Source organism: Klebsiella sp. HN106 (genome assembly GCF_051209435.1).
Taxonomy (GTDB): domain Bacteria; phylum Pseudomonadota; class Gammaproteobacteria; order Enterobacterales; family Enterobacteriaceae; genus Klebsiella; species Klebsiella oxytoca.
The window spans coordinates 22,399-42,448 of record NZ_JBLURD010000017.1 but is presented as its reverse complement, the minus strand read 5'-3'; the positions used below and the strand labels follow the sequence as shown (position 1 = coordinate 42,448).

The following is a 20,050-nucleotide window of genomic DNA, read 5'->3' as shown; positions in this document are numbered from 1 at the left end:
CTCATTTCCGGCGGTGCCAATGGACGTTTCTTACCTGCTCGACAGCCTCAATGACAAACAGCGTGAAGCCGTTGCGGCATCACGTACTAATATGCTGGTTCTGGCAGGAGCGGGCAGCGGCAAGACGCGCGTCCTGGTACACCGCATCGCCTGGCTGCTGAGCGTTGAGAACTGTTCCCCTTACTCCATCATGGCGGTGACCTTTACCAACAAAGCGGCGGCGGAAATGCGTCATCGTATTGGTCAACTGATGGGCACCACTCAGGGCGGTATGTGGGTCGGCACTTTCCATGGTCTGGCGCACCGTCTGCTGCGCGCTCATCACCTTGACGCCGGGCTGCCGCAGGACTTCCAGATCCTCGACAGCGAAGATCAGCTGCGCCTGCTTAAGCGCCTGATTAAGGCGATGAATCTCGATGAGAAGCAGTGGCCGCCGCGGCAGGCGATGTGGTACATCAACGGCCAAAAAGATGAAGGGCTGCGCCCGCATCATATTCAGAGCTACGGTAATCCGGTTGAGCAGACCTGGCAGAAGGTTTACCAGGCCTATCAGGAAGCCTGCGATCGCGCGGGGCTGGTGGACTTCGCCGAGCTGCTGCTGCGCGCCCACGAGCTGTGGCTTAACAAGTCGCATATCCTTCAGCACTACCGCGAGCGCTTTACCAATATCCTGGTGGATGAATTCCAGGATACCAACAATATTCAGTACGCGTGGATCCGACTGCTGGCGGGCGATACCGGTAAGGTAATGATCGTTGGCGATGACGATCAGTCGATTTACGGCTGGCGCGGCGCGCAGGTAGAAAACATCCAGCGCTTCCTCAACGACTTCCCCGGCGCGGAAACTATCCGTCTGGAGCAGAACTATCGCTCGACCAGCAATATTCTCAGCGCGGCGAACGCCCTGATTGAGAACAACAGCGGACGGCTGGGGAAAAAGCTGTGGACCGACGGCGCCGACGGTGAGCCGATTTCGCTCTACTGCGCGTTTAACGATCTTGATGAGGCGCGTTTTGTCGTCAATCGTATCAAAACCTGGCAGGAAAACGGCGGGGCGCTGGAGCAGTGCGCGATCTTGTATCGCAGCAACGCCCAGTCGCGCGTGCTGGAAGAGGCGCTGCTGCAGGCCAGCATGCCTTATCGTATTTATGGCGGCATGCGCTTCTTCGAACGTCAGGAGATCAAAGATGCGCTCTCCTATCTGCGCCTGATTGCCAACCGTAACGACGATGCGGCGTTTGAGCGCGTGGTCAATACCCCGACGCGCGGCATTGGCGATCGCACGCTGGACGTGGTGCGCCAGACCTCGCGCGACCGGCAGCTGACGCTGTGGCAGGCCTGTCGCGAGCTGTTAAAAGAGAAAGTTCTCGCCGGGCGCGCTGCCAGCGCTCTGCAGCGTTTTATGGAGCTTATTGACGCCATGGCGCAGGAGACAGCCGACATGCCGCTGCACGTGCAGACCGACCGGGTCATTAAAGATTCCGGCCTGCGCATGATGTACGAGCAGGAGAAAGGCGAGAAGGGCCAGACGCGTATCGAAAACTTAGAGGAGCTGGTGACGGCGACGCGCCAGTTTAGCTACAACGAAGAAGATGAAGATTTAATGCCGCTGCAGGCGTTCCTCTCGCATGCGGCGCTGGAAGCGGGAGAAGGGCAGGCGGACACCTGGCAGGATGCGGTACAGCTGATGACCCTGCACTCGGCGAAAGGGCTGGAGTTTCCGCAGGTATTTATCGTTGGCGTGGAAGAAGGGATGTTCCCGAGCCAGATGGCGCTTGATGAGGGCGGCCGCCTGGAGGAAGAACGCCGCCTGGCCTACGTCGGCGTGACTCGTGCCATGCAAAAACTCACGCTGACCTACGCGGAAACCCGTCGCCTGTACGGCAAAGAGGTTTATCATCGCCCCTCGCGCTTTATCGGCGAGCTGCCGGAGTCGTGCGTGGAAGAGGTGCGGCTGCGCGCCACGGTGAGCCGGCCGGTCAGCCATCAGCGCATGGGGACGCCGATGGCGGAAAACGACACCGGCTATAAGCTGGGCCAGCGCGTCCGCCACGCCAAATTCGGTGAAGGCACCATTGTGAACCTCGAAGGCAGCGGCGAACACAGTCGCCTGCAGGTTGCCTTTCAGGGGCAGGGGATCAAATGGCTGGTCGCGGCGTACGCCCGGCTGGAAACAGTGTAACAGTAAGAAAAATATCATTATTTTGTAATATTCTGCTACCTTTATACGTTAAGGAGCTTGATTTGCTCTTTAGCGTTCCGTTGCGTGTTGACGCCGTTTTTGCGCTGGCGTAACATGCGCGCACGATTACGCTAAGAGGACATTCGCCTTGGACACACCCAGTAGATGCTGGCTCAATTTCCTGCCCATCAGGAACAACTCCTAAGGCTATCCTCTTATGCTGATAGCCTTAGCGGTTGTCGGCGACCCGTTCTATTCCCGTCGCTCTGAGTCAGGCTTAATGGTCTGAAACCCAAATTGTTTCTGTGTGCCCACCGAACTGTCCGATAATTTTTTGCATTGGGAGTCCCGGTCATGCTGAGCGCATTTCAACTGGAAAACAATCGTTTAACGCGTCTGGAAGCCGACGAGATCAAGCACCTCGCCAGTTCGGTGTGGGTCGATCTGGTCGAGCCTGACGACGATGAACGAAGCCGTGTGCAAACGGAATTGGGCCAGAACCTGGCGACGCGCCCGGAGCTGGAAGACATCGAAGCGTCAGCGCGTTTCTTTGAGGATGAAGACGGTCTGCATATCCACTCATTTTTCTTTTTTGAAGATGCTGAGGATCACGCCGGTAACTCTACCGTGGCGTTTACTATCCGCGAAGGCCGTCTGTTCACCCTGCGCGAGCGGGAGCTGCCCGCTTTCCGCCTGTATCGCATGCGCGCCCGCAACCAGTCGATGGTGGACGGCAACGCCTACGAGCTACTGCTGGACCTGTTCGAAACCAAAATCGAGCAGCTGGCGGATGAAATCGAAAACATCTACAGCGATCTGGAAAAGCTTAGCCGGGTGATTATGGAAGGTCGTCAGGGCGATGATTACGACGAGGCGCTCTCTACGCTGGCGGAACAGGAAGATATCGGCTGGAAAGTCCGCCTGTGTCTGATGGATACCCAGCGCGCGCTGAACTTCCTCGTACGCAAGGCCCGTCTGCCGGCAGGGCAGCTGGAGCAGGCGCGTGAAATCCTGCGAGATATCGAATCCCTGCTGCCGCACAATGAATCGCTGTTCCAGAAGGTCAACTTCCTGATGCAGGCGGCGATGGGCTTTATCAACATTGAGCAGAACCGCATCATCAAGATCTTCTCGGTCGTCTCCGTCGTCTTCCTGCCGCCGACCCTGGTGGCTTCCAGCTATGGCATGAACTTTGAGTTTATGCCTGAGCTGCACTGGAGCTTTGGCTATCCCGGCGCGATTGTCTTTATGATGCTCGCTGGCCTGGCGCCGTATCTGTACTTTAAGCGCAAGAACTGGCTGTAAAAAAAGGAGCTTCGGCTCCTTTTTTGCGTACCGGTCTGGCTTTATGCCCTACGCGTACGACGTATTGTGTAAACGGCATCCATTACGAAAATCGCCAGCGCCACCCAGATAAAAGCAAAGGTCACCATCTTATCCGCGCCCGGCACCTCGCCGTAGAAGGTCACCGCCAGCAGGAACATCAGCGTTGGGCCGATATACTGGAAGAAGCCCAGCGTAGAAAGGCGCAGACGGGTCGCCGCGCCGGTAAAGCACAGCAGCGGAATAGTGGTGACCACGCCCGCCGCCATCAGCAGCAGGTTCAGCGACCACGGGTTCTGCCCCATATGGCTGGTCGGGCTATCGGCTATACCAAACAGATAAATCGCGGCGACCGGCAGCAGCCAGAGCGTTTCAAACAGCATGCCGGTTTGCGCATCCACGGCGATCTTTTTACGTAGCAGACCATAAAAAGCGAAGCTGAACGCCAGGCCCAGCGCGATAATCGGCAACGAGCCAAAAGTCCAGAGCTGCACCAGAACGCCGCAGGCGGCCAGCAGCACCGCCAGCCACTGCATCCGACGAAAACGCTCCCCGAGGAAGATCATCCCCAGCAGAATATTCACCAGCGGGTTGATAAAGTAGCCCAGGCTGGCTTCCAGCATATGATGGTTATTGACCGCCCAGATAAACAGCAGCCAGTTACCGCCCACCAGCACGGCAGACAGGGCCAGCAGAAACACCTTCTTCGGCGTTTTCAGTAGCCTTTTGACCTGCGGCCACTGACGACTGATGCTGATTAGCGCGACCATAAAGAAGAAGGACCAGATCACGCGGTGAGTCAGAATTTCATCGGCGGGAACATAGTAGATAAGCTTGAAGTACGCTGGCGCGATACCCCAGATAAAATAGGCGGCCAGGGCCAGGAGAACCCCCACCCGCGTTTGTTTAGCGTCCATCGGTACAAATCCATTGCCAAAGAGAATGATGTTACTCGATTTAAGCCGATCAACCCACCATATACGTCGCCGTAGCGCTGGCGATATACACCTGCTCTTCGTTATGCAGTTCGACGCGGGCCACTGCCACCTTGTTACCGGCGCGCAGCAGGCTGCTGGTGGCGGTAAAGCGCTCCCCACGACCCGGACGCAGGTAGTCGACGCGCAGATCGATGGTGCCCATCCGCGACAGGCGCTGGCGCAGCTCTTCTTCATTGATGGTGTCGTGGCGAGTCAGGGTGCTGCCGACGCATACCAGCCCCGCCGCGACGTCCAGCGCTGAGGCAATCACTCCGCCATGTAAAATACTCTGCGCCCAGTTGCCGACCATCATTGGTTGGTTGTTGAAACTCAGCTGGGCGAACTCTTTTTCATAGCGCTCCAGCTCCAGCCCTAAGGCGCGATTAAAGGGCATGTGGTAGACGAAGATTTCTCCCACCAGCTTCAGGGCGGCGGCGGCGGTCAGTTCAGACATAACAACATTTCCATAGGTTAATGAAATGTTGATTTTATGCTTCTAAAATATTGATTTCTACTTTAAGAACGGATAACAGGTCAGAAGACGTATAAATAGGTAGAATGCTGCCTGGGTTAAACAGAAATAATAAATATCCATCCAGGAGAACAGCAATGCGTATCTCTTTGGCCTGCCTGCTGGCGCTTGTTGCGCTTCCGGCCGGCGTTCTGGCGCAGGACGCGCCGGTGAATAAACAGGTCCACGACACTCCGGCCGTTCGCGGGAGTATTATCGCCAACCTGTTACAGGACCATGATAATCCCTTCCTGCTCTATCCCTACGAGAGCAACTATCTGCTCTATACATGGACCAGCGATCTCAATAAAGAAGCGATTCGCAGCTACGACTGGGCTGAAAACGCGCGTAAAGACGAAGTGAAGTTCCAGCTTAGCCTGGCGTTTCCATTATGGCGCGGGATTTTGGGCGAGAATTCGCTGCTGGGCGCTTCTTATACGCAAAAATCCTGGTGGCAGCTCTCCAACAGCAAAGAGTCCGCGCCGTTTCGCGAAACCAACTACGAGCCGCAGCTGTTCCTCGGGTTTGCGACCGATTACTCATTTGCCGGCTGGACGCTGCGCGACGTTGAAATGGGTTATAACCACGACTCTAACGGCCGTTCCGATCCCACTTCCCGCAGCTGGAATCGCCTCTATACCCGACTGATGGCGCAAAATGGCAACTGGCTGGTCGAGGTGAAGCCCTGGTACGTGATTGGCAGCACCGACGATAACCCGGATATCACCAAATATATGGGTTATTACCGGCTGAAAGTGGGCTACCAGCTGGGCGACGCTATTCTCAGCGCTCAGGGGCAATATAACTGGAATACCGGCTACGGCGGCGCCGAGCTTGGGGTAAGCTATCCGATCACCAAACACGTGCGCGTCTATACTCAGGTCTATAGCGGTTATGGCGAGTCGCTTATCGATTATAACTTTAATCAAACCCGCGTCGGCGTCGGGCTGATGCTCAACGATCTGTTTTAATCGTTGCACTCTGGCTCTCAGGCGCTGAAAATAGCGCCTGTTTTCTTTTCAGGCATATGGGGTCAACGTGGCGCAGGCGGAAGTATTGAATCAGGAATCGCTGGCTAAGCAGGTTTTACAAGAGACCTTCGGCTACCAGCAGTTTCGCCCGGGCCAGGAAACCATTATCGATACGGCACTGGCCGGGCGCGATTGCCTGGTGGTGATGCCGACCGGCGGCGGCAAGTCGCTGTGTTATCAGGTGCCGGCGCTGGTGCTGGGCGGTCTGACCGTCGTGGTCTCGCCGCTCATCTCCTTGATGAAGGATCAGGTCGATCAGCTGCTGGCTAACGGCGTGGCGGCGGCGTGCCTGAATTCAACCCAGAGCCGGGAGCAGCAGCAGGAGGTGATGGCCGGCTGCCGCAGCGGGCAGATTCGCCTGCTGTATATCGCCCCGGAGCGCCTGATGCTGGATAACTTCCTCGAGCATCTTACGCACTGGAATCTGTCGATGGTGGCGGTGGATGAGGCGCACTGTATTTCCCAGTGGGGCCATGATTTCCGTCCGGAATACGCTGCGTTAGGGCAGCTGCGCCAGCGGATACCGCAAATCCCGTTTATGGCGCTGACCGCCACCGCCGATGACACCACGCGTCGCGACATTGTTCGCCTGCTGGGCCTGAACGACCCGCTTATCCAGGTCAGCAGCTTCGACCGACCCAATATCCGCTACATGCTGATGGAGAAGTTTAAGCCGCTGGATCAGCTGATGCGCTACGTGCAGGATCAGCGCGGCAAATCAGGCATTATCTACTGCAATAGCCGGTCGAAAGTGGAGGATACCGCCGCACGCCTGCAAAGTCGCGGCATCAGCGCGGCGGCCTATCACGCCGGCCTGGAAAATCATATCCGCGCCGACGTACAGGAGAAATTCCAGCGCGACGACCTGCAAATCGTGGTGGCCACGGTGGCCTTCGGGATGGGGATCAACAAACCGAACGTCCGTTTTGTGGTGCATTTCGATATCCCCCGCAATATTGAGTCCTATTATCAGGAGACCGGCCGCGCCGGGCGCGATGGGCTGCCTGCCGAGGCGATGCTGTTTTACGATCCGGCGGATATGGCGTGGCTCAGGCGCTGCCTTGAGGAGAAACCCGCCGGGCCGCTGCAGGACATTGAACGCCATAAGCTCAACGCGATGGGGGCTTTTGCCGAAGCGCAAACCTGCCGCCGCCTGGTGTTGCTCAACTACTTTGGCGAGGGGCGCCAGGAGCCGTGCGGCAACTGTGATATCTGCCTCGACCCGCCGAAACAGTACGACGGTTTAATGGACGCGCGGAAGGCGCTGTCGACGATTTACCGCGTCAACCAGCGCTTTGGTATGGGCTACGTGGTGGAAGTGCTGCGCGGCGCCAATAACCAGCGTATTCGCGATATGGGGCATGATAAGCTGCCGGTATACGGCATTGGGCGCGAGCAGAGCCATGAGCATTGGGTTAGCGTGATCCGCCAGCTGATCCATTTAGGCCTGGTCACGCAGAATATTGCCCAGCACTCTGCGCTACAGCTTACCGAGGCCGCGCGTCCGGTTCTGCGCGGCGACGTGACGCTACAGCTTGCCGTGCCGCGTATTGTGGCGCTGAAGCCAAAAGCGATGCAGAAATCCTTTGGCGGCAATTACGATCGTAAGCTTTTTGCCAAGCTGCGCAAACTGCGTAAGGCGATTGCCGACGAAGAGAATATCCCACCCTACGTCGTGTTTAACGATGCAACACTGATTGAAATGGCTGAGCAAACGCCGCTGACGGCCGGCGAGATGCTTAGCGTCAACGGCGTCGGCACGCGTAAGCTCGAGCGTTTTGGTAAAGAGTTTATGGCCCTGATCCGCGCGCACGTGGATGGCGATGATGAGTAGTCAGCCGGACGAAAAAGTGCAAATATAGTTTTCGTCCTGACTATTTTCCTGCGAGTTAATTATGTTGACGCTTTTCTTCACCGTCGCGCTGGTGCATATCATTGCGCTGATGAGTCCTGGCCCGGACTTTTTCTTTGTTTCGCAAACCGCCGTTAGCCGCTCTCGTAAGGAGGCGATGATGGGCGTGCTGGGTATCACCTGCGGGGTAATGGTATGGGCGGGCGTAGCGCTGCTCGGCCTGAACCTGATTATCGAGAAGATGGCCTGGCTGCATACCATTATTATGGTCGGCGGCGGCCTGTATCTGTGCTGGATGGGCTTCCAGATGCTGCGTGGCGCGCTGAAAAAAGGCGAAGCGGCGGCAGCGGTAGAGCCTCAGGTTGAGCTGGCGCGCAGCGGCCGGAGCTTTCTGAAAGGGCTGCTGACTAATCTGGCGAACCCAAAAGCGATTATCTATTTCGGCTCCGTGTTCTCGCTGTTCGTCGGCGATAGCGTCAGTTCTGGCGCGCGCTGGGGAATTTTTCTGCTGATCGTACTGGAGACGCTGGCCTGGTTCACGGTGGTTGCCAGCCTGTTCGCCCTGCCGGGCATGCGCCGTGGCTATCAGCGGATGGCGAAGTGGATCGACGGCATCGCCGGTACGCTATTCGCCGGCTTCGGTATTCATCTGATTATTTCGCGCTAACCCTTCTGCGTCCCGCCCAGGAGGTTATGGGCGGGCCGGGTATTAATGATGGAGCTGCTGCAAATCGTCGGACGTGAGACCGGTCATTTCCATCACCGCAGTAGTATCAATGCCCCGCTCGAGCATGGCCTTTGCGACGTTAAGTAGCGCAGCGCGTTTGCCCTCTTTTATGCCTTCCTTAATGCCCTTTTGCATACCTTCCTCAAGCCACTTTTCTGCCAGAGTCATCAGTACACCTCCATGTTGCGGCACCCGCTGTGCCAGCTCATAGAATAGCGGCCGAACATCCTGCTCTTCTCCCGCCTGGGCCCTATATTTTATCAGTACGGTAATTTTTTGTTTATCTATACATCACGCGTGGCGGGCGGAGGCCAGCAGGGCGCCGACCAGCATAAACAGCGAACCAAAGACCTTATTCAGCGCCTTCATCTGTTTTGGCCCCTTGATCCATGCAGCGATACGCTGGGCCAGCGTGGCGTAGCCAATCATGACGATAATATCGACCACGATAGTGGTAACGCCAAGTACCAGATACTGCATTACCTGAGGCTGGTGCGGCACGATAAACTGCGGGAAGAGCGCGGCGAGAAATACGATGCTTTTCGGATTGGTCAGATTCACGAATACCGCGCGCTTAAAGAGTTTGCCGCGGGTCTGCGCTTTCGCAAGGGTATTCAGATCGAGAGAGCCTGCGGCTCGCCACTGCTGAATGCCGAGCCAGATAAGATAAGCGGCGCCCGCCCATTTCAGGATTTCAAAAGCTAACAGCGATCGAGAGAAGAGCGTCCCCAGGCCGACGCCGACCAGCACGATGTGAATGCCGAGCCCGGTCTGTAGCCCGGCAATAGAGGCCGCCGCGCCGCGATAGCCGTGGTTAATAGAGGTGGTCATGGTATTTATTGCCCCGGAGCCCGGCGACAGGCTGAGAATAATAGATGTTAGCAGATAGGCAAACCACCACTCGAACGTCATGAGAAACTCCCTGATTGTCTGTTTTTATGCCACAATACGCTATTGTGTAAGCATTGTGTGATGCACGACAAAAAAACGATTTTCAGCGGTTATCAGGGGTGTAAGCCCGATGTTTTTGCAGCAAAAGGACTGGGAAACACGAGAAAACGCGTTTGCGGCTTTTACCATGGGGCCACTAACCGATTTCTGGCGTCAGCGGGAAGAGGCTGAATTTACGGGCGTGGATGACGTTCCGGTGCGCTTTGTGCGCTTCTGCGCCAAAAGTCACGACCGGGTCGTGGTGATCTGTCCGGGTCGTATTGAAAGCTACGTTAAGTACGCCGAACTGGCTTACGATCTTTTCCGCAGCGGCTTTGACGTGATGATTATCGATCATCGCGGCCAGGGGCGTTCCGGGCGCATGCTTTCCGATACCCACCGCGGGCACGTCGTAAATTTCAGCGATTACGTTGACGATCTCGCCGCTTTCTGGCAACAACATGTCGTGCCGGGGCACTGGCGGAAACGGTTTATTCTTGCCCATTCCATGGGTGGCGCTATTGCGACGCTATTTTTGCAGCGCCACCACCAGCATTGCGACGCGATGGCGCTCTGCGCGCCGATGTTCGGCATTGTTATGCGCCTGCCTGACTGGATGGTGCGCCACATTCTCGATTGGGCTGAGGGCCATCAGCGCATTCGTGAAGAGTATGCCCTCGGTACCGGCCGCTGGCGGGCGCTGCCCTTTGCGGTCAACGTACTGACGCACAGCCGTCAACGCTATCGTCGCAACCTGCGTTTTTACGCCGATGAGCCGCAGCTGCGGGTCGGCGGGCCAACGTTCCATTGGGTGCGCGAGGGGATCCTTGCGGGCGAAGAGGTGCTGGCCGGCGCGGAAAAAGACGTTACGCCAACATTATTGCTCCAGGCGGAAGAAGAGCGAGTAGTCGATAACCGTATGCACGATCGCTACTGTGAACTTCGCGCCGCAGGCGGCCATCCCTGCGAAGGGAATAAGCCGTTTGTCATAGAAGGGGCATACCATGAGATCCTTTTTGAAAAGGACGCCATGCGCTCGGTCGCGCTAAACGCTATCGTCGATTTTTTTGCTCGACATACTTAATCCGGCGAAACGCTCGTCGCCCTGTTTAGAGGTTAAAATTTTTATGTACCAGGTTGTTGCGTCTGACTTAGATGGCACGCTGCTTTCTCCCGATCACTGCTTAACCCCCTACGCCAAAGAGACGCTGAAACTGCTTACCGCACGCGGTATCAATTTCGTGTTCGCGACCGGCCGCCACTACATCGATGTTGGGCAAATTCGCGATAATCTCGGCATTAAATCCTATATGATCACCTCTAACGGCGCCCGCGTACATGATAGCGACGGGAAGCAGATCTTCGCTCATAACCTTGATCGCGATATCGCCGCTGACCTGTTTGAGATGATGCGAAACGATCCGGCGATCGTAACCAACGTTTATCGTGAAGATGAGTGGTATATGAACCGCCACCGTCCGGAAGAGATGCGCTTCTTCAAAGAGGCAGTGTTTAACTACAAGCTGTACGAGCCGGGCGAGCTGGATCCGGAAGGGATCAGCAAAGTCTTTTTCACCTGCGATAAGCATGAGCATCTGCTGCCGCTGGAGCAGGCGATCAATGCCCGCTGGGGCGATCGGGTGAACGTGAGCTTCTCTACCGTCACCTGCCTCGAAGTGATGGCGGGCGGCGTGTCGAAAGGCCATGCGCTGGAGGCCGTGGCGAAAATGCTCGGCTATAGCCTGAAAGAGTGTATCGCCTTCGGCGACGGTATGAACGATGCGGAAATGTTGTCAATGGCGGGCAAGGGCTGCATTATGGCCGACGCGCACCAGCGCCTGAAGGACCTGCATCCTGAGCTGGAAGTGATAGGCAGCAACGCTGATGACGCCGTACCCCACTATCTGCGTAAACTCTATCTCGACGAAAAAAGCTTGACGACTGAATAATAATTAAACAGTTGTCAACCGGTCACTTCGCTACAATGAGTGTTCTTTACTCTATGAGACATTCATTGTGGCGCTACTGATAATCACCACGATTCTGTGGGCCTTCTCTTTTAGCCTCTATGGCGAATACCTTGCAGGTCACGTCGACAGCTATTTCGCGGTGCTGGCGCGCGTTGGTCTGGCGGCGCTGGTCTTTTTACCTTTCCTGCGCACCCGCGGGCAAAGCCTGTCCACCATCGGCCTGTATATGCTGGTGGGGGCGATGCAGCTCGGCATTATGTATATGCTGAGTTTCCAGGCCTATCTGTACCTGACGGTATCTGAACTCCTGCTGTTTACCGTCCTGACGCCGCTCTATATCACGCTGATTTATGATGTAATGAGCCGCCGCCGCCTGCGCTGGGGCTACGCCTGCAGCGCGCTGCTGGCGGTGATCGGCGCGGGTATTATTCGCTACGACCAGGTGACAAATCATTTCTGGACCGGTTTGATCCTGGTGCAGCTCTCCAATATCAGCTTCGCGATTGGCATGGTGGGCTACAAGCGCCTGATGGAAACGCGTCCGATGCCGCAGCATAATGCCTTCGCCTGGTTCTATGTCGGGGCGTTTCTGGTGGCGGCGGTTGCCTGGTCGATACTGGGCAATGCGCAGAAAATGCCGGAAACCTCTCTACAGTGGGGCATTCTGGTGTTTCTTGGCGTGGCGGCATCGGGGATCGGCTACTTCATGTGGAACTACGGCGCCACCCAGGTGGATGCCGGTACGCTCGGCATCATGAACAATATGCATGTACCTGCCGGGCTGCTGGTGAATCTTGCTATCTGGCAGGAGCAGCCCCGTTGGCCAAGTTTTATTACGGGAGCTCTGGTGATCCTGGCCTCGCTGTGGGTCCATCGACGCTGGGTCGCTCCGCACTCCGCACAAACGGTAAATGGTCGCAAGCGTGGTTCCGCGCTGAGCGAATAAACGCCTCGGTCACCGGCTGGCGCTGTTCGCCGTCGCGTACCGCGGCGTATAGCCGGCTCCACAGTCCCTCGCCCAGGGTTTTGGTCACCACCAGACCCTGGCGCTCAAAGCTTTCCACAACCCAGTGCGGCAGGGCGGCGATGCCCATCCGCGCCGCCACCATCTGAATTAACAGCAGCGTATTGTCGACGCTCTTCAGCTGCGGGCTGATCCCCGCAGGCTGCAGGAAGTGACGCCAGATATCCAGACGAGCGCGCTGGACCGGGTAAATCAGCAGCATCTCGGTTGCTAAATCCTCAGGCGCAATGCGCGTCTTTGTCGCCAGCGGATGATCCGGCGCCATCACCAGACGCACTTCGAAATCAAACATTGGCGAATAGTGCAGACCGCTGCGCGGCAGGATATCGGAGGTCATGACCAGATCCAGCTCACCCTGCTGCAGGCCCGGCTGCGGGTCGAAGATCACGCCGGACTGAAAGTCCACTTCCACATGCGGCCAGCGGGCGCGGAAGCTCTCCAGCGCCGGCGTGAGCCATTGAATACAGCTATGGCATTCGATGGCGATACGCAGACGAGTTTGCTGCGGCTCATTGCAATCCTGCAGGGCGCGGCTGATTTGCGGCAGCACCTGGTTGGCCAGCTGGAGCAGGATTTCACCCTGCGGCGTAAAGCGCAGCGGCTGACTTTTACGCACAAACAGACGGAAGCCAAGGCGCTGTTCCAGATCGCTGAACTGGTGGGACAAGGCGGATTGAGTCTGGTGCAGGGCCGCTGCCGCGCCTGCCAGCGAACCGCTGTTCCGCAACGCCTGGAGCGTTTTCAGGTGTTTAATTTCGATCATGAAAGTCCTTCACTTCGCCATGAATAATTTGCGCTTGAGGAATATACAGTAACTGCCAATTATGGATGTGTAAACATCTGGACGGCTAAATCCTTTATCTTTCGAATTTATGGTGCGTTGGCTGCACTTCCTCACCCCAGTCACTTACTTCAGTAAGCTCCTGGGGATGAGCAAGTTTGCCGCCTTCCCTAAATCCGAAATCTTTCGGATTGCAATTATGAGGCTCAAAAAATGACAATTATTAATCACACCCTCGGTTTCCCTCGCGTTGGCCTGCGTCGCGAGCTGAAGAAAGCGCAAGAAAGCTATTGGGCGGGCAATATCAGCCGCGAAGAACTGCTGGCCGTTGGCCGGGAACTGCGCGCTCGCCACTGGGAACAGCAAAAGCAGGCGGGCGTTGATCTGCTGCCGGTTGGCGATTTCGCCTGGTACGACCATGTTCTGACCACCAGCCTGTGGCTTGGCAACGTGCCGGCTCGTCATCAGAACAAAGACGGCTCCGTTGATATCGATACTCTGTTTCGCATGGGTCGCGGCCGTGCGCCGACCGGCGAACCGGCCGCGGCGGCGGAAATGACCAAATGGTTTAACACCAACTACCACTACATGGTGCCGGAATTCGTGAAGGGCCAGCAGTTCAAACTGAGCTGGAACCAGCTGTTGGATGAGGTGGACGAAGCGCTGGCGCTGGGCCACAAAGTGAAGCCCGTCCTGCTTGGGCCAGTCACCTATCTGTGGCTTGGTAAGGTGAAAGGCGAGTCGTTCGATCGTCTGAACCTGCTGCACGATATTCTGCCGGTTTACCAGCAGGTGCTGGCGGAGCTGGCAAAACGCGGCATTGAGTGGGTGCAGATTGATGAACCGGCGCTGGTGCTCGAGCTGCCGCAGACGTGGCTGGACGCTTTCAAACCGGCTTATGAGGCGCTTAATGGCCAGGTTAAGCTACTGTTGACCACCTACTTTGAAGGCATTACCGATAACCTCGACACCATTACCGCGCTGCCGGTGCAGGGTTTGCATGTGGATCTGGTCCATGGCCAGGATGATGTCGTCGAACTGCATAAGCGCCTGCCTGCCGACTGGCTGCTCTCCGCGGGCCTGATCAACGGTCGCAACGTCTGGCGCGCCGATCTGAGCGAAAAATACGCGCAGGTTAAAGGGATTGTCGGCAAACGCGAGCTGTGGGTCGCCTCTTCCTGCTCCCTGCTGCACAGCCCGATCGATTTGAGCGTGGAAACGCGGCTTGATGCCGAAGTGAAGAGCTGGTTTGCCTTCGCCCTGCAAAAATGCCAGGAACTGGCGCTGCTGCGCGATGCGCTGAACAGCGGCGACACCGCTGCGATTGCTGACTGGAGCGCACCGATCCGGGCCCGTCGCTATTCAACCCGCGTGCATAACGCGGCGGTAGAGAAGCGTCTGGCAGCCATAACCGCTCAGGACAGTCAGCGTCAAAGCGGCTACGAAGTTCGCGCCGAAGCGCAGCGCGCCCGCTTTAAGCTGCCGGCCTGGCCGACCACCACCATCGGTTCTTTCCCGCAGACTCCCGAGATCCGCGGCCTGCGTCTGGACTTCAAAAAAGGCCATCTCGACGCTAACCGCTACCGCACCGGCATCGCTGAACACATCAAGCAGGCGATCGTCGAGCAGGAGCGGCTGGGGCTGGACGTGCTGGTACACGGTGAGGCCGAACGTAACGACATGGTGGAATATTTTGGCGAACATCTGGACGGCTTTATCTTCACCCAGAACGGCTGGGTACAGAGCTACGGTTCCCGCTGCGTTAAGCCGCCGGTGGTGATTGGCGACGTCAGCCGTCCGGAGGCGATCACCGTCGAGTGGGCAAAATACGCACAGTCGCTGACCGACAAACCGGTAAAAGGCATGTTGACCGGTCCTGTGACCATTCTTTGCTGGTCCTTCCCGCGCGAGGACGTCAGCCGTGAAACGATTGCGAAACAGATTGCCCTGGCGCTGCGCGACGAAGTGGCGGATCTGGAAGCCGCAGGTATCGGCATCATCCAGATTGACGAACCGGCGCTGCGCGAAGGGCTACCGCTGAAACGTAGCGACTGGGAGGACTATCTGGCGTGGGGTGTGGAAGCTTTTCGCATCAATGCCGCGGTGGCGAAAGATGACACCCAGATCCATACCCATATGTGCTATTGCGAGTTCAACGACATCATGGACTCTATCGCCGCGCTGGATGCGGACGTGATTACCATCGAAACCTCGCGCTCTGATATGGAGCTGCTGGAGTCGTTTGAAGAGTTCGACTATCCGAATGAAATCGGGCCGGGGGTGTACGATATTCACTCGCCGAACGTCCCAGACGTGGAGTGGATCGAGGCGCTGCTGAAGAAAGCCGCGCAGCGCATCCCGGCAGAGCGCCTGTGGGTAAACCCGGACTGCGGCCTGAAAACCCGCGGCTGGGCGGAAACCCGTGCTGCGCTGGCCAACATGGTTAAAGCCGCGCAGAACCTGCGTCAGGCATAGTATAACCACGCTTTCCGGTGTCCGGATGACAGCATAATAACCCCTGAGCCACTCAGTGCTCTTTCCCCCGGTGGGGGCTACGGATCGCCGCCGCCTGCGGGCCGGTAGCCCGGGTAAGCACAGCGCAACCCGGCGAATGTGCTTATCCTGACCACTCTCTGCTCAAGGAGGCTTCGGCCTCCTTTTTTGTTCTTCCCTGCCAAAAATCGATCGCTGGTGCGCCTTTATGACGATCCTCACAAACATAATAACATTATATTGTTATAACAATTGCCAGTAAAATAATAAAGGAACCTCTGTATGGACTACAACCAGGTGGCAAACGCGATTGTGGGGCACTGTGGCGGCTTAGCTAATTTTCTGCATGTGACCAACTGTATGACGCGCGTACGAATGACGATAAGCGATCAAACACGAGTCAATATCGCCGCGCTTAAAAGCATTGAAGGCGTACTCGGGGTCGTTGAGGACGATACCCTGCAGGTTATTGTCGGGCCGGGAAAATCGTCGAAGGTCGCAAATGTGATTAACGATCTGCTTAAGGGCCAGCCTGCGGACGCTACTCCGTTAAGCAACGTTGAGCAAAAAGCTCAGCTGGCGCGGGAAAAGGCGAAAAAACAGACCCGCACCAAAGTTATCCTTAAGCATATTGCCAATATTTTTGTGCCGATCCTGCCATCGTTGATTGCCGCCGGTATCCTGATGGGAATTAATAACGTGCTGGTGAACTCAGCCGCTTCCTGGGCGCTGGCGCATCATGTGGCGGCGCCGGGAGACCTGTCGCCTACCCAGGTGGTGCTCGATCAACGGCATATGCTCGGCATCAGCCAGTTCCTTGATATCGTCTCTAAAGCGCTGTTCGGCTTCCTCGCCATTTATACCGGCGTGACGGCGGCGAAGGAGTTTGACGGAAACGCGGTGATGGGCGGCCTGCTGGGGGCGATCACCATCGTGCCGCAGATTACCGCGCTGGGGCTGATCCCGGGGCAGGGCGGGCTGATTGGCGTCATTCTTTGCGCCTGGTTAATGTGCCTGCTGGAAAAACGGGTGCGGCGCTTTGTCCCGGATATTGTTGATGTTGTGGTCACGCCAACTATCGTGTTGGTGGTGATGGCAGCGGCGCTGCTGCTGGTGATTATGCCCGTGGCGGGCGTCATTTCTAACGGTATTCTGCACGGGCTAAACGGCCTGCTCTCTACCGGCGGCATTGCGGCTGGGTTTGTCCTCTCCGCGCTTTTCCCCTTCCTGATTTCGCTTGGTCTGCATCACGGCCTGTTCCCTATTCATCTGGAGATGATTAACGCGACCGGCCACGCGCCGCTCTTTGCCATCCAGATTATGTCCAACGCCGGGATGGTGGGTGCCGCGACGGCGGTGCTGCTGCTGACGCGCGACCCGATGATGAAGAAAATCGCTAAAGGGGCGATCCCGACCTCCATTCTGGCGGTGGGTGAACCGACCATTTTCGGCGTCAATATTCCGGCAGGATTTGCCTTTATAACCGGCTCCATCGGCGCTGGTTTCGGCGGAATGATGGTGGTGCTGCTGGGCGTCTCAACCAACGGCGTTGGCGCCGCCGGGCTGTCCGCGCTGCCGCTCATCGCCGACGGCAAATATTTGCAGTACATCATCTCATGGTTAACCGGCTGCGCTGCAGCCTTCGTGCTGACCTATATCGTCGGCAAAGTACGCGGTTACGATAAAGAAACGGCGTGAAGGAAGAGTGAAGGAGTAAAGCATGAAAGCGATAATGTTGATGTTTGATTCGCTGAATAAGCGCCTGCTGTCGGCCTACGGCAGCGACAGGGCGATCACGCCGAATTTCCAGCGGCTGAGGGAGCGTACGGTTCGTTTTGACAACTGCTATGTCGGCAGCATGCCCTGCATGCCCGCACGCCGGGAGCTGCATACCGGACGCTATAACTTTTTACATCGCGGCTGGTCGCCAATCGAGCCGTTCGATGATTCGGTTCCCGAGCTGCTGAAGAAGAACGGTATTCACACCCACCTGGTGACGGATCACAAACACTACTGGCGCGACGGCGGAGCGACCTATCACTCTCGCTACAGCACCTACGAGTTTGTGCGCGGTCAGGAGGGCGATGCCTGGAAAGGGGTGGTGGATAAGCCACAATATCGCTACGAATCCGGCGAGCCGGAGGAGATCAAACAGCGGCGGATCGCCAGCCGGATTCAGCATCAGATCAACGTGCAGTTTATGCAGAACGAAGAGGATCATCATCTGGCGAAGACGATCGGCAAAGGGCTGGGGTTTATCGACGCCAACCATGCCAGCGATAACTGGTTTCTGCAGCTGGAGTGTTTCGACCCGCATGAGCCGTTTTTCGTGCCGGAAAAATATCTCAAGATGTACGGCATTGACGATCCTGCGCAGTTCGACGGCTGGCCGCCTTACTACTTCGTCACCGAAAGCGACGAACGCAAGAGCATGATCCAGAAATACTATATGGCGCTGCTGACGATGGTGGATGCGTACGTCGGTAAGGTGCTGGACTATATGGATCGTTACGATCTCTGGCGCGACACGATGCTGATCGTCAACACCGACCACGGTTTTTTGCTCGGCGAGCACGAGTGGTGGGGGAAAAATATTATGCCGCTGTATAACGAAGTGGCAAATATTCCGCTGTTTATCTGGCATCCGCAGTATGGCGGCGCGGGCGAGTCTCGTCAGGCGCTGGCGCAGACCATCGATATCGCCGCGACGCTGCTGGATTGTTTTGGCCTGAATAAACCGGCGGATATGCAGGGCGTGTCGCTGCTGCCCGCGCTGCGCGACGATACCCCGGTCCGCGACTATGCTCTGTTTGGCTATCACGGTTGCCATATTAATATTACCGATGGTCGCTACGTCTATATGCGCTCGCCCGTTGAGCAAGGCGTCGATGGCCTGTTCGAATACACCCTGATGCCGACCCGTATCAATCGTCGCTTCACGCCGCAGGAGCTGCGCGAAACGACGCTGCATCCGCCGTTTCGCTTTACCAAGGGCTGTCCGGTAATGAAAATTCCCGCTGAGTCGGTGATGACCCGCGGCGCCGATCGCTTCGGTCATCGACTATATGATTTACACACCGATCCGACGCAGCAAACCCAGTGCCGGGATGAACACGCGGCGCGGCGGCTGCGGGAGCAGATGATCTGCATGATGAAGGAGAACGATGCGCCCGCTGAGCTGTACGCGCGCTATGGCCTGGATGATGCGCAAAGCCCGCTGCTGGGGCTGGATCCGCACCTGCTACCGGAGCTGGCCGCCTTTACGCCGCAGGTGCGCTACGGCCTGTTTGCGCTACTGCAGCATCTGGAGGGCAGCGGGCAGCATGTTCTGGCTGACAAACTGCGGGCCGCCTGTCAGCCGGACTGGGCGCGGCAAAATTTGTGGGCTTTCGTGCAGAACGAGGTTCCGGAGGAGCAGCATCAGAGCGTGTACTATAAGATGGCGTTAGAAATGCGACTTGATTAAGGGGTACCCCCGGCTGCGGCCGGGGAACAGGAGTGCGAAGTTAATGAAAGAAGAACTGGACTATTCTCGCGGCGCGAAACCATTGTACGCCCAGCTTCACGATATCCTGCTGGAAAAGCTGAGAACCGGGGCCTACAAAAAGAATGATGTCCTGCCGACCGAAGCCGAGTTTGAAGAACTGTTCGGCGTCAGCCGCATCACCGCCCGGCGCGCGCTGGCCGAGCTGGCCGCGAAAGGGCTGGTAAAACGCCAGGCTGGAATCGGCACTATGGTTATCAGCACCTCAGAGAAACAGGGCGTCAAAACCCGTATCCGGCTGGTTGATGGCCAGCAGCAGCACTCTATTTCGCGACATAATCTGACACTCGAGCAGCTGTTGCCGCCGGCGGAAGTGGCGCAGGCCTTCGCTCTCCCGGCGGGGCAGAAAATTCAGCGTCTCACCCGCACGATCTATCGACAAAACGAACTGCCCGCGCAGGTAAACTATATCTGGCTGACGCCGCGTCTGGGCGAGCTGACTTTAGACGCGTTTAAAGAAGGTTTGTATAGTGCGCTGGAACAGCGCGGCGAGAATATTGACAGCTATAAAGACACCATTACCGCCGAGCTGCCGACGGCCCAGGACTGCGACATTCTGCAGGTTGCCGCAGGCGAGCCGCTGCTGGTGAAGACTCGCCAGGGATTTAACGATCGCGGCGAGCTGGTGGAATATACCATCGCCCGCCATATCGCCAGCTGCTATCAGTACATTGTAGAGAACAGTTAATGGCAGCATTTACCGGG

17 protein-coding genes and 1 pseudogene are annotated in these 20,050 nt (G+C 57.0%); 13 read left to right on the top strand and 5 right to left on the bottom strand.

Annotated elements, in window-relative coordinates; genetic code table 11:
• The first annotated feature begins 19 nt into the window (after positions 1-19).
• From uvrD to corA, 3 genes are all read left to right on the top strand, one after another.
• Positions 20-2,182 (top strand): DNA helicase II, encoded by a 2,163-nt coding sequence (gene uvrD / locus ACSIPU_RS26095; RefSeq protein WP_142472532.1) that lies wholly within the window; start codon positions 20-22, stop codon positions 2,180-2,182.
• A gap of 148 nt (positions 2,183-2,330) precedes the next feature.
• The gene (ysgD, locus tag ACSIPU_RS26090; RefSeq protein WP_349817343.1) at positions 2,331-2,387 is read left to right on the top strand and encodes a YsgD/CorL family protein; all 57 of its coding nucleotides are present in this window, start codon (positions 2,331-2,333) and stop codon (positions 2,385-2,387) included.
• A 149-nt stretch (positions 2,388-2,536) separates the two neighbouring features.
• Positions 2,537-3,487, top strand: coding sequence for a magnesium/cobalt transporter CorA (gene corA, locus ACSIPU_RS26085; protein WP_004107687.1), 951 nt, complete (start codon positions 2,537-2,539; stop codon positions 3,485-3,487).
• A gap of 41 nt (positions 3,488-3,528) precedes the next feature.
• On the opposite strand, the gene rarD is transcribed toward corA, so the two are convergent.
• Together rarD and yigI are read right to left on the bottom strand one after the other, a co-directional pair.
• Entirely contained in the window at positions 3,529-4,422 is an 894-nt protein-coding gene (rarD, locus tag ACSIPU_RS26080; RefSeq protein ID WP_004107689.1) for an EamA family transporter RarD, read from the bottom strand.
• Between the two features lie 49 nt (positions 4,423-4,471).
• On the bottom strand, positions 4,472-4,936 hold the full coding sequence (gene yigI, locus ACSIPU_RS26075) for an acyl-CoA thioesterase YigI (RefSeq protein ID WP_004097567.1): 465 nt from the start codon (positions 4,934-4,936) through the stop codon (positions 4,472-4,474).
• Positions 4,937-5,091: 155 nt separating this feature from the next.
• Here yigI and pldA point away from each other — a divergent pair, with 155 nt between their 5' ends.
• The 3 genes from pldA to rhtC all read left to right on the top strand — a co-directional run bounded on the left by pldA (position 5,092) and on the right by rhtC (position 8,543).
• On the top strand, positions 5,092-5,964 hold the full coding sequence (gene pldA / locus ACSIPU_RS26070) for a phospholipase A (protein WP_023321873.1): 873 nt from the start codon (positions 5,092-5,094) through the stop codon (positions 5,962-5,964).
• A gap of 67 nt (positions 5,965-6,031) precedes the next feature.
• A complete protein-coding gene (gene recQ, locus ACSIPU_RS26065) occupies positions 6,032-7,858 on the top strand; it encodes an ATP-dependent DNA helicase RecQ (protein ID WP_016808220.1) in 1,827 nt (608 codons plus the stop codon).
• Between the two features lie 61 nt (positions 7,859-7,919).
• Positions 7,920-8,543 carry a threonine export protein RhtC gene (gene rhtC, locus ACSIPU_RS26060; RefSeq protein WP_004107695.1) on the top strand — a complete coding sequence of 208 codons (624 nt, stop codon included), beginning with the start codon at positions 7,920-7,922 and terminating at the stop codon, positions 8,541-8,543.
• A 42-nt stretch (positions 8,544-8,585) separates the two neighbouring features.
• Here the strand turns inward: rhtC and ACSIPU_RS26055 are convergent.
• Positions 8,586-8,882: pseudogene (locus ACSIPU_RS26055) on the bottom strand (ISNCY family transposase); the annotation flags it as partial.
• A 12-nt stretch (positions 8,883-8,894) separates the two neighbouring features.
• Positions 8,895-9,515, bottom strand: coding sequence for a homoserine/homoserine lactone efflux protein (gene rhtB, locus ACSIPU_RS26050; protein ID WP_004107699.1), 621 nt, complete (start codon positions 9,513-9,515; stop codon positions 8,895-8,897).
• Positions 9,516-9,624: 109 nt separating this feature from the next.
• On the opposite strand from rhtB, the gene pldB reads away from it, so the two are divergent.
• The 3 genes from pldB to ACSIPU_RS26035 all read left to right on the top strand — a co-directional run bounded on the left by pldB (position 9,625) and on the right by ACSIPU_RS26035 (position 12,449).
• A complete protein-coding gene (pldB, locus tag ACSIPU_RS26045) occupies positions 9,625-10,617 on the top strand; it encodes a lysophospholipase L2 (RefSeq protein ID WP_004107700.1) in 993 nt (330 codons plus the stop codon).
• Between the two features lie 43 nt (positions 10,618-10,660).
• Positions 10,661-11,482, top strand: a complete 822-nt coding sequence (gene yigL, locus ACSIPU_RS26040; RefSeq protein ID WP_004107701.1) for a sugar/pyridoxal phosphate phosphatase YigL — start codon at positions 10,661-10,663, stop codon at positions 11,480-11,482.
• A 67-nt stretch (positions 11,483-11,549) separates the two neighbouring features.
• On the top strand, positions 11,550-12,449 hold the full coding sequence (locus ACSIPU_RS26035; protein WP_004107702.1) for a carboxylate/amino acid/amine transporter: 900 nt from the start codon (positions 11,550-11,552) through the stop codon (positions 12,447-12,449).
• Here ACSIPU_RS26035 and metR read toward each other — a convergent pair.
• Complete coding sequence (gene metR, locus ACSIPU_RS26030) at positions 12,337-13,290, bottom strand: HTH-type transcriptional regulator MetR (protein ID WP_004107703.1); 954 nt, start codon at positions 13,288-13,290, stop codon at positions 12,337-12,339. The two genes, ACSIPU_RS26035 and metR, sit on opposite strands and share 113 nt — an antisense overlap.
• A gap of 231 nt (positions 13,291-13,521) precedes the next feature.
• On the opposite strand from metR, the gene metE reads away from it, so the two are divergent.
• The 4 genes from metE to ACSIPU_RS26010 all read left to right on the top strand — a co-directional run bounded on the left by metE (position 13,522) and on the right by ACSIPU_RS26010 (position 20,033).
• Positions 13,522-15,783 carry a 5-methyltetrahydropteroyltriglutamate--homocysteine S-methyltransferase gene (gene metE / locus ACSIPU_RS26025; protein WP_023321877.1) on the top strand — a complete coding sequence of 754 codons (2,262 nt, stop codon included), beginning with the start codon at positions 13,522-13,524 and terminating at the stop codon, positions 15,781-15,783.
• A 300-nt stretch (positions 15,784-16,083) separates the two neighbouring features.
• Positions 16,084-17,499: a PTS transporter subunit EIIC gene (locus ACSIPU_RS26020; protein WP_032729265.1), complete on the top strand. Its 1,416-nt coding sequence runs from the start codon at positions 16,084-16,086 to the stop codon at positions 17,497-17,499.
• A gap of 22 nt (positions 17,500-17,521) precedes the next feature.
• Complete coding sequence (locus ACSIPU_RS26015) at positions 17,522-19,267, top strand: sulfatase (RefSeq protein WP_004107708.1); 1,746 nt, start codon at positions 17,522-17,524, stop codon at positions 19,265-19,267.
• A gap of 43 nt (positions 19,268-19,310) precedes the next feature.
• A complete protein-coding gene (locus ACSIPU_RS26010; RefSeq protein WP_004107711.1) occupies positions 19,311-20,033 on the top strand; it encodes a GntR family transcriptional regulator in 723 nt (240 codons plus the stop codon).
• Positions 20,034-20,050: the final 17 nt, after the last annotated feature.

Bases quoted from the DNA above. Each gene is read 5' to 3' on its own strand.
- pldA (WP_023321873.1), top strand. From the start codon at position 5,092: ATGCGTATCTCTTTGGCCTGCCTGCTGGCGCTTGTTGCGCTTCCGGCC.
- uvrD (WP_142472532.1), top strand. From the start codon at position 20: ATGGACGTTTCTTACCTGCTCGACAGCCTCAATGACAAACAGCGTGAA.
- ACSIPU_RS26015 (WP_004107708.1), top strand. From the start codon at position 17,522: ATGAAAGCGATAATGTTGATGTTTGATTCGCTGAATAAGCGCCTGCTG.
- corA (WP_004107687.1), top strand. From the start codon at position 2,537: ATGCTGAGCGCATTTCAACTGGAAAACAATCGTTTAACGCGTCTGGAA.
- pldB (WP_004107700.1), top strand. From the start codon at position 9,625: ATGTTTTTGCAGCAAAAGGACTGGGAAACACGAGAAAACGCGTTTGCG.
- yigI (WP_004097567.1), bottom strand. From the start codon at position 4,936: ATGTCTGAACTGACCGCCGCCGCCGCCCTGAAGCTGGTGGGAGAAATC.
- rarD (WP_004107689.1), bottom strand. From the start codon at position 4,422: ATGGACGCTAAACAAACGCGGGTGGGGGTTCTCCTGGCCCTGGCCGCC.
- metR (WP_004107703.1), bottom strand. From the start codon at position 13,290: ATGATCGAAATTAAACACCTGAAAACGCTCCAGGCGTTGCGGAACAGC.
- metE (WP_023321877.1), top strand. From the start codon at position 13,522: ATGACAATTATTAATCACACCCTCGGTTTCCCTCGCGTTGGCCTGCGT.
- rhtB (WP_004107699.1), bottom strand. From the start codon at position 9,515: ATGACGTTCGAGTGGTGGTTTGCCTATCTGCTAACATCTATTATTCTC.
- ACSIPU_RS26010 (WP_004107711.1), top strand. From the start codon at position 19,311: ATGAAAGAAGAACTGGACTATTCTCGCGGCGCGAAACCATTGTACGCC.
- yigL (WP_004107701.1), top strand. From the start codon at position 10,661: ATGTACCAGGTTGTTGCGTCTGACTTAGATGGCACGCTGCTTTCTCCC.
- rhtC (WP_004107695.1), top strand. From the start codon at position 7,920: ATGTTGACGCTTTTCTTCACCGTCGCGCTGGTGCATATCATTGCGCTG.
- ACSIPU_RS26020 (WP_032729265.1), top strand. From the start codon at position 16,084: ATGGACTACAACCAGGTGGCAAACGCGATTGTGGGGCACTGTGGCGGC.